Below are 7,180 nucleotides of genomic sequence, written 5' to 3'. Positions count from 1 at the left end.
TTATTTATCTTCCTGGTTAAGTCTTTGCTTCCCCGATATTGGTATTCCTATTATTTTGACCGGAAGCCAGCTAACCCTGGATTATATGCCAGAGGATGTCACAATAAATGTGCCTGGTGCTGCTCAAGTAGTCTATTATCGCTTCCCGGGGGTCTGGATTTACTGTAATTGGAAGTTGTTTCCGGGAAATCGAGCCCATAAGTCTCATGCTACACATCCTGATGTTTTTACTGCTACTAATGGGATACCGGTTTATTTTAATATGGATTGGGCTTTGCATAACAGAAGAACACCTACTCCATCTCCATATTATACTGTTCCTAGTGGATTAAAAAAAATGCTACCACTCCCAATAGAGAAAGTTAGAGAAATATGCAAAAAAGTAAGCTGGCTAATGTGTGTTCCAGGAATGGAACCACTGATAGACCTTACTAACAAAATCATCTGTATTTATGGCTTTGGTGCCGGAAATGCACCGCTTAAAGTGCTCAATTATCTCCGAGAAACATTTATTGGAGAGAAAGATAAGCCATGTATAATTGCCTGCAGTCAAGCGGAGGGTGATATTAAGAAACCAGATTACTATAAGGATGTCGGTATTGCCTGGTTAGCTCGGGATGGATTTAAAGTATGGAATCAAATGGATTATCCTATTGAATTTATCCATTCCCTAGCTTGTTATGCCCTATTAAATGATTTTGTTAATCCTGGTACTATTCTTGCTAAATATATTCAGGGTCCTTTTTAGTTTTTCAGGCCAATGTACCAATGCCAGAATATAAGAGGCATACATAATATATTACAGGAGTTTGAGATATGAATAGAGAACATCTGGTAAGAAGTGTTAAAAACAACTTATCATATCTGGCTGCCAGCAGTAAAGAGAAAGATAATCTAAATCGCATCATTAGTGCTATACAGGTAGTAGATAGAGTGTTTTTTGTCCGGGATAAAGAAGATGCTTATTTTGATACAGCTCTGCCCATTGGATATAATCAGACTATCTCTCAGCCATCTACAGTTGCCAGAATGCTTATGATAGCTGAACTGGAAAGTGGAAAAAATCTTTTAGAACTTGGTGCTGGAAGTGGTTGGAATGCCAGCTTGGCTGGATTTTTAATTCATCCCGGGAAAGTATTAAGTCTGGATATTGTACCTCAATTGATAGAAAAAGCTCAGGGAAATCTAAATAATCTGAAGAGAAACTTGAACTATGAAGATCGGGGAAAATTAAGTAATATTGAATTTAAGCTACTAAATATTTTAAAACAGCTTAATACGTGGCAGGAACAATATGACAGAATCATTATTACTGCCGGTATTAATAAAACACAGGAAAACTTAATTTTTCAATTAGCTAAAAAAGTACTCAAGGAGAAAGGTATTCTGGTTTGTCCCTATACCCATGGTCCTTTGATTATCCTAAAAAAAGAAAATAGTAAAGTAATCAAGGATACTACAATGGAACAATATGTCTTTGTCCCCTTATTAGATTGAATTATAGATAATTATTAACACTTTCTTTCTTCTATTTTTTACTCTAATTTTTCATTCAGTACTTTTGCAGCAGTAAGAACAGGATCCCAGACCGGTGAAAAAGGAGGTGCATAAGCCAAATCAAGATTTTCCAGCTGTTCAACAGTTAACCTGCTATAAAGTGCTGTGGCAACAATATCAATCCTTTTTGCTACTCCTTCCTCGCCCACCATACTGCAGCCAAGTACTTTTTTAGTGTTACTGTCCGCCATTAAACTTATTTTAATAGGCTTAGAACCAGGGCAGTACCCGGCTCGAGAGCGACTGTCAATAGTAATTTTTATGGGATTAAATCCATATTTTTGAGCAACTTCTATATCCATTAGTCCTGTGGTAGCAACCTCCAGTTGAAATACCTTGACTACAGCAGTACCTGCGATGGGTGAAAGACGAGTCTTTTTCCCTCCAATGGTACTACCAACAGCACGGCCATTACGATTAGCAGTCAAAGCCAGGGGAATATAAGTATTTTGATTTGTTACAATACTCTTCACTTCTGCACAATCTCCCGCAGCATAGATATCAGGGGTATTAGTCTCACCGAATTCATCAGTAACAATGGCTCCTCTTGGACCTAATTTTATACCGGCTTCTCTGGCCAGGGTAACCTCAGGTACAATTCCGGTCGCTATCAGGAGCATTTCTGTGTCTATATCTTCCTGTTGTTTATCCTGTTCAGCACTGACATAAACAGATAATTTACCAGTATCAATTTCTCGAATACTATTTACCCGTCTACCTAAATGCAATCTGACATAGTTCTTAATATATTTTTCTACTACTTCTGCTATATCCAGGCCAAAAGAATTTAGGAGATGTGGCAGTAATTCTACTATCTGAACAGACATTCCCAGGGAGTAGAATGCCTCTGCCATTTCCAGACCGATGTATCCCCCTCCTACAATCAGGACTGATTTTGGTGCCCTCTCTGCTAAATATTCCTTAATTTTTATGGCACTTGTTATATCCCGCAGGAAAAAGACACCATGAGAATCAATACCTTTAATTTTTGGTTTGACTGCTTTTGCCCCAGTACTGATTAAAAGTTTATGATAGGTAAGTTCTATTTCACCCTGGGGGGATTGGGCAACAATTATCTTTTTTTCAGGATTAATCCTCGTTACTTCATGGTTTAAGCGTAAGTCAATATTTCTTTCCTTCCTGAATATTTCAGGTTGAATAGCAATTAAATCCTCTATGTTTTTAACATTCCCCTTTAAATAATAGGGCAAGCCACAAGCAGCATAAGAAGCCCAGCCGCCTTTTTCTAATACTATTATTTCCAGCTCCGCGTTTTCTCTCCTAGCTTTACTGGCAGCACTCATTCCTGCTGCATCTCCGCCAATTACAATAAAACGTTCTTTCATAATTAACTCCAATCAGGACATTTTTCTAATCTGTATTTCGATATCTTTCTGGTCTCCTAAAAACTCAATTAACTGATTGGTATCGGTATTACCCAAATGATAAGGATAGAGTATTTTAGGTTTTATTACCTTTGCTGCCTCAGCTACCATTTCCGGAGTCATGGTATAGGGTAAATTCATGGGAAGAAAAGCAATATCAATATTTTTCAAATCTGCCATTTCTGGTATGTTTTCAGTATCTCCGGCTATATATAAAGTTAAATCAGCAAAATTAAGAATATAGCCATTGCCCTCTCCTCTGGGATGAAAGGGTTGACCATTATCACGTTTATGTTGAATATTGTAAGCTGGAACTGCAGTAATTTTTACATCTTTTACCATCTGAGTATCTCCATTTTTCATTACCAATCCTGATCCAACCTTCTCCTGACAAACCTCAGTTAATACTATAACTGTATCTTCTTTTCTAATCAATTCAATTGCCTTCAAATCTAAGTGGTCAGTGTGTTCATGAGTAATTAAAATAATATCAGCCTGGGGTAATTCGTGATAATCAGCTAAATTGCTCCAGGGATCTATGTGAATAACTTTATCCTGGAAAGCAAGAATAAGAGTACCATGTCCAATGAAGGTTATTTCCAGCTCTCCTTCTACTGTTTTAAAATAATCCTTTTCCAATGAAGGTTGGGCTCTGGAAGTATTCGCTAATCCTGAGAGTATTAATAATATTAAAACAATTTTTAACATACACACCCTCCTATTTTTTCCTCTTAAACTGAAAACTAATAACTAAAAACCATTACCTAAATAATCATTCAATTTTCCACACTCTGACATATTTTCTTCCCCAGTTATCCGCTTTCTGTAATTCTCCTAAATTAAAACAAACATCAATATGCTTCCCTTTGATGGCACTGCCGCAGTCATCAGCGACTCCCAGACCATAACCTTCTACATATAATACATCGCCATAGCGAAATATGCCATAATCCGGGTCAATAGCAATACTGCCATAACCTGCCGGGTAACCGGTAGCAGTATAACCATCGGCATAAGGTGCACAACATCTCTCATCAGGAGTATAGGCAGTAGCAAGGACCTGGTAAACAGGATAATTAATCTCCTGCTCGGATCTGTTTTTTAATTTCTGCTCAATTATCTGAGCTGCAGCCCGAACTTTTATCCAATCAATTTTTTCCTTAAAATTATATCTAAATTGGGATACTTGTTTTTTCTCTTTCTGGTCTTCTATTAAGATAGTAATGGTGTAACCGGCATCTTTTTCCTTCTTTAGCATTTGATGTTGATTGGTAACGCGAATAACATTTCCTTGTTTATCCTTGATAACATAAATATTAGCAACTGCCGGTAAGGCAAAACATAACAGTATCAGAATTAAAATAAGAAAAGAATAAATCTTTAAATGATAAACTGAGAATTCTTCAGAACTATGTTTCATTATTTATTACTTCCCGCTAAGGTCAATATTGGAAAAAGCCAGGATACCCTGGCACGATTTATAAACCAAAAACCATACAATGCATAGATTGCCAACTACAATAGGCAGTATAATCGGTTATCGCCACTGGAAAAATTATATCCTTTAGTGGAAATAAGCTGGATGGCTGACATAAAATAAAGCCTGATGCCAGATTCCTTCCATAACTCATACCCCTTCCGATATCTCGTAACTATTAGAATACCATAAGCTTGCTTTGTTTTGCTTATCTTATTAAAACTCCTTCCAGGACAAGCATTCTCCTTTTTAATTCCTCTCCACCCCGGGCAGAGAAACCGGTTAACTGCCCTTTGCTGCCAATAATCCTGTGACAGGGAATAATCAGCGGAAGTGGGTTGATTTTCATAACTCCACCGACAGCCCGATAAGCTCGTGGGAAACCGGATTGTTCAGCCAACCAACGGTAGGTTCTGGTTTCCCCATAGGGGATTTCCTTTGCTGTTAACAAAACTCTTCTTTGAAAAGGAGTATAACCAGAAAGATTAATCTTCTCCTGGCTGAATTCTACTGGTTTTCCTTGGAAATAATCTCTAATCAATTTGGTCAAAGAAGCAAATTGTTTATCTTTTCTGACTAGTATCTTCTGGGAAGCGAAATAAATATTTAGCTGTTGCCAGACATTTTCAGATGAACTTTCTGGTAATATCAATCTAATTAAACCTTTTTTATTACTTGCTATTCCCATCCATCCCATTACCGTCTCTATGATAACATAATATATTAATTTTTCAGGGATATTAATTTCCTGCTTAGAAATACTTTCTTGCATTGCCTAACCTCTTTCTAATTTCTGATTATAATATACACACTAATGAGATTTGATACTGACAAATAGTGCTTAGAGTCAGTAGCCAGTAACTGTCAACATCCTCAAAAAAGACTTAAACTTTTATGAGTAACTTCTGCTTTTATCTTTTCTCTTTTTTATCTATCCTTTAATCTAATCTTTTCAAGAAAATATTACCACATGCGGCAATCTTCAGGGAAAAAATATATTAGCTTATCGATAGACCTTTTTCTTCTCATTATTATATAATAGAATAAATAAAAGATAAAAACATTATGGAAATAAAAGTGGATAAAAAATATAAAGCCCTTTTGCTGGCTGGGGGAAAAAGCAAGCATGCCTTACAAAAGTTAACCGGTGAAGAATATAAAGCGTTAATGACCATTAATACTCTTGATTCCCGTCCAATTATCCATCATATGATTGAGGTATTAAAGAATAATAAATATATATCGCAATTATATGTTGCCAGTCCTAAAGAAGTTCAGCAGGAGATAAAATCCCAGTCCCTTATTGCAGTTTCCTCCGGTACTACCCTGATAGATACTCTGAAAAAAAGCATTTCTATCTTACAAAATGAGCCTTATATTTTAATTATTACCTGTGACCTCCCTCTTGTATCAAGTAAACACATAGAACGTTTTATAGAAGATTGCCTTGCTCATCCCGGATTTGATATCTATTATGCCATTATTAATAAGGAATCCTATATGAATCAATTTCCCTATAATGAATTAAGAAGAATTTATGCCAATCTAGTTGATGGCTCTTATACAGGAGGCAATCTCTTTTTAATAAATCCCAAAGTAATCATGGATTGTACCGATACCATAGAACAATTCATTCTTTTTCGTAAACATCCGCTCAAAATGGCCAGTATTTTAGGAAGAAGGATAGCAATTAAATACCTGAAAAAATATCTTTCTATCAGAGATCTGGAAAAAATGGTTCCTCAATATCTCAAAGGATATACCGGAAAAGCGATACAGGCATCACCTGAAATTGCTCTTGATATAGATAAGCCAATCCAGCTGGAGGCTTTAAAAAGTTTAAGAAAACATCAATAATGCTTAGATTTTACTCTTCACATTATAGATATACCCCCCTGATCTACCCACAATAAGATAAGAAGTGATAAAAGCCTTGGGATCATATTCCAGAGCTACATCACGAATCTTGGGAAATAAGCTGCGCTGGGTTATAATCCGTAAAACCTGTAATTCTCCTTGCAATCCATAGCCAAGATTGCGGGTAACCCCAAATCCTTCTTCGCGAAGACGCTGTTCAATTTCTGGCCAATGTTTTTTGGAGATTATTCCCACCGAAATCATCTCCTGCGAAGTCTTCTCAGTAATAGTAATGCCCATGATATTTCCGGCAGCAAAACCTCCACAGTAGGCCAGGACATTCATCCAATTGCCTATATCCTGAATGACTTTGGATATAATGAAGATGAAAATAAATACTTCTATAAAACCTACAACTGCAGCTAATAATTTTTTCCGACTAACAATCATCTGAACACGAAAAGTCCCCAGTGAAACATCAATAATTCTAAAAATGAATATTATTAAAGCAAAAATAAAAGGATTTAGATTTTGTATTTCATTTAAGATATCAGTCATTTTAGTACACCTCTGTTCATATTTGTATTCTCATTATAAAAATCATCTTCAATATTTATTAGCTTCTATGCCTCAAATTTAGATTGCGAATCTGGTTCGAAAATTCATTAAAATAGTCCAGACTCAATTGTCAAAAGATTAAATCTAATCTATAATTATACGGCGGACTTAACGAAATATACACTATCAAATTATATTATATCAAAATAAGAAAAATAAAATATCGATGCCCATACCATCTGGCGCTATCAGATTCTGATTCCTCATGAGAGGATACAAGTACCGGTTATAGACCAGGAGGTTAAGATGCTTGCATCCTACTTAACCAGCTATCAGTTTATCCAGG

General features: G+C 36.1%; 9 protein-coding genes. 3 read left to right on the top strand and 6 right to left on the bottom strand.

Translation table 11 applies throughout. The annotated features are described in order from the left end of the window. Both PHD84_10165 and PHD84_10160 read left to right on the top strand, forming a co-directional pair. The coding region (locus PHD84_10165; protein ID MDD5638158.1) for an asparaginase domain-containing protein at nucleotides 1-748 on the top strand (748 nt) is incomplete at its 5' end. Nucleotides 749-816: 68 nt separating this feature from the next. Then, nucleotides 817-1,497: a methyltransferase domain-containing protein gene (locus PHD84_10160; GenBank protein MDD5638157.1), complete on the top strand. Its 681-nt coding sequence runs from the start codon at nucleotides 817-819 to the stop codon at nucleotides 1,495-1,497. 38 nt (nucleotides 1,498-1,535) lie between these two features. Here the strand turns inward: PHD84_10160 and PHD84_10155 are convergent, their stop codons facing one another. The 5 genes from PHD84_10155 to PHD84_10135 all read right to left on the bottom strand — a co-directional run bounded on the left by PHD84_10155 (nucleotide 1,536) and on the right by PHD84_10135 (nucleotide 5,191). Further along, nucleotides 1,536-2,903: an FAD-dependent oxidoreductase gene (locus PHD84_10155; protein ID MDD5638156.1), complete on the bottom strand. Its 1,368-nt coding sequence runs from the start codon at nucleotides 2,901-2,903 to the stop codon at nucleotides 1,536-1,538. A gap of 12 nt (nucleotides 2,904-2,915) precedes the next feature. Then, nucleotides 2,916-3,650: an MBL fold metallo-hydrolase gene (locus PHD84_10150; GenBank protein MDD5638155.1), complete on the bottom strand. Its 735-nt coding sequence runs from the start codon at nucleotides 3,648-3,650 to the stop codon at nucleotides 2,916-2,918. 64 nt (nucleotides 3,651-3,714) lie between these two features. Beyond that, nucleotides 3,715-4,362 carry a 3D domain-containing protein gene (locus PHD84_10145; GenBank protein MDD5638154.1) on the bottom strand — a complete coding sequence of 216 codons (648 nt, stop codon included), beginning with the start codon at nucleotides 4,360-4,362 and terminating at the stop codon, nucleotides 3,715-3,717. 58 nt (nucleotides 4,363-4,420) lie between these two features. Continuing rightward, nucleotides 4,421-4,573, bottom strand: coding sequence for a hypothetical protein (locus tag PHD84_10140; protein MDD5638153.1), 153 nt, complete (start codon nucleotides 4,571-4,573; stop codon nucleotides 4,421-4,423). 54 nt (nucleotides 4,574-4,627) lie between these two features. Next, complete coding sequence (locus tag PHD84_10135; protein MDD5638152.1) at nucleotides 4,628-5,191, bottom strand: methylated-DNA--[protein]-cysteine S-methyltransferase; 564 nt, start codon at nucleotides 5,189-5,191, stop codon at nucleotides 4,628-4,630. 293 nt (nucleotides 5,192-5,484) lie between these two features. On the opposite strand from PHD84_10135, the gene PHD84_10130 reads away from it, so the two are divergent. Further along, complete coding sequence (locus PHD84_10130; protein ID MDD5638151.1) at nucleotides 5,485-6,276, top strand: NTP transferase domain-containing protein; 792 nt, start codon at nucleotides 5,485-5,487, stop codon at nucleotides 6,274-6,276. Between the two features lie 3 nt (nucleotides 6,277-6,279). Here the strand turns inward: PHD84_10130 and PHD84_10125 are convergent, their stop codons facing one another. Further along, on the bottom strand, nucleotides 6,280-6,834 hold the full coding sequence (locus PHD84_10125) for a DUF5698 domain-containing protein (protein ID MDD5638150.1): 555 nt from the start codon (nucleotides 6,832-6,834) through the stop codon (nucleotides 6,280-6,282). Nucleotides 6,835-7,180 lie beyond the last annotated feature (346 nt).

The sequence above is a fragment of the Atribacterota bacterium genome, assembly GCA_028717805.1.
Classification (GTDB): Bacteria; Atribacterota; Phoenicimicrobiia; order Phoenicimicrobiales; family Stramentimicrobiaceae; genus Stramentimicrobium.
The sequence above is the reverse complement of the archived record's forward strand: the minus strand, read 5'-3'. Positions and strand labels throughout refer to the sequence as shown.